General features: G+C 39.6%; 1 protein-coding gene. It reads left to right on the top strand.

From position 1 onward, the window contains the following. Positions 1-1,456: WD40 repeat domain-containing serine/threonine-protein kinase (locus O9290_RS27385; RefSeq protein WP_288087731.1), on the top strand; the 1,456-nt coding region annotated here is incomplete at its 5' end. Between the last annotated feature and the right edge of the window lie 352 nt (positions 1,457-1,808).

Raw genomic sequence — 1,808 nt, 5'->3', positions numbered from 1 at the left:
GATTAATTTAGAACAGTGGCTAAAGCAGTATGATAAGTTAAGTCAAAAACGAGCCTTAAAATGGCTGAGAGAAATTACTTTAATTCTCGATAAAATTCATCAACAGAATTGGCTGCATCGAGATATTAAACCCCCTAATATTATGCTGCGGAATAGTGGCGAGTTGGTGTTAATTGATTTTGGCACAGCAAGGGAAGAAACCCAAACCTATCATCAAAAGGTAAAAGGTCAACAGGTGACAGGTATTACCTCAGCCGGATATACCCCCAATGAACAACAACATGGTCAAGCGGTGATTCAATCAGACTTTCATGCTTTAGGACGAACTTTTGTGCATTTATTAACCGGAAAACATCCTTTAGAAATTTATGATCCGATTAATGATGTTTTACCTTGGCGAGAAGAAACGGAAAATATTCACCCGTTATTGTTGGATTTTATTGATGAGTTGATGGGAAGATTACCCAAGAATAGACCGGCTAATACTAGGGTTATTTTACAGCGTTTGGATGAGATTGAAAGGCAATTAAAGTTACCTCCTATAAATCCTAATAGGCCATCTCCACCACCACCAAATCCGCATCCTGTTGGAACTCAAAAACAACCGCCAGTTATTCCTAAGATTAATCCTTCTCCGCCGGTTTCACCCGCACCTGTACCCAAAAAAACACCAGCACAACCGGTTAAAAATAATAATCTGAGAAATAGAATGATAGCTCTTGGTGGAGTTTTGTTATTAGGAATAGGAGTAACTCAAGGTTATGGTTATTTTAAATATAAAAATTTTCCTGCTAGTCCTCAATTATTAATATCTGATTTATCTAGTCTTCGCTTCTTAGATAAAACCCTTACTGGTCATTCTGACTCGGTTTTGTCAGTAGTATATAGTCCCGATGGCGGCTATTTAGCTAGTGGGAGTATTGACCAAACTATCAAAATTTGGGAGGTAGCAACGGGAAAACAATTGCGTACTCTTACTGGTCATTCTTTCTGGGTTTGGTCAGTAGTATATAGTCCTGATGGCCGCTATTTAGCTAGTGGGAGTAATGACAAAACTATCAAAATTTGGGAGGTAGCAACGGGAAAACAATTGCGTACTCTTACCGGTCATTCTGGTAGTGTTTATTCAGTAGTATATAGTCCCGATGGCCGCTATTTAGCTAGTGGGAGTCGCCAAACTATCAAAATTTGGCAGGTAGCAACCGGAAAAGTATTGCGTACCCTTACTGGTCATTCTGACTGGGTTTGGTCAGTGGTATATAGTCCCGATGGCCGCTATTTAGCTAGTGGGAGTTACCAAACTATCAAAATTTGGGAGGTAGCAACGGGAAAAGAATTGCGTACCCTTACTGGTCATTCTCACTCGGTTAACTCAGTGGTATATAGTCCCGATGGCCGCTATTTAGCTAGTGGGAGTGGTGACAAAACTATCAAAATTTGGCGAGTGGGACAGTAAACTTGTGTTTGGGGTGACAGCAATAACTTTTGTCTATCGAAAATGAGCGATACTTGCGGGAAACTGCACCGATGTCTTTAAAAATATTGGGTTTTGGCTCAAATTATTGAATCGAGCAGTTTTCTCCTAAGTATTAAAGCGCTCAACTCAACCGACAAGCTAGAGGGTATCGCATCTACATCAACAAACTATAATCTACATTAAAGAAATGGGCTCTTCGGTTTGTGTTATGCAATGGACGGGGGTTATAAGGGATGGAACCCTTATATAGAAAGGCATTTAGCGATTTTTGTCAATTATTTCTTATCTAGAGCGAACTAATCAATTAAGTCTCTTGCCAGATAAGGATTTA

Source organism: Microcystis sp. LE19-41.2A (assembly GCF_027530405.1).
Lineage (GTDB): Bacteria > Cyanobacteriota > Cyanobacteriia > Cyanobacteriales > Microcystaceae > Microcystis > Microcystis aeruginosa.
This window is presented reverse-complemented; position numbering and strand designations above follow the sequence as displayed.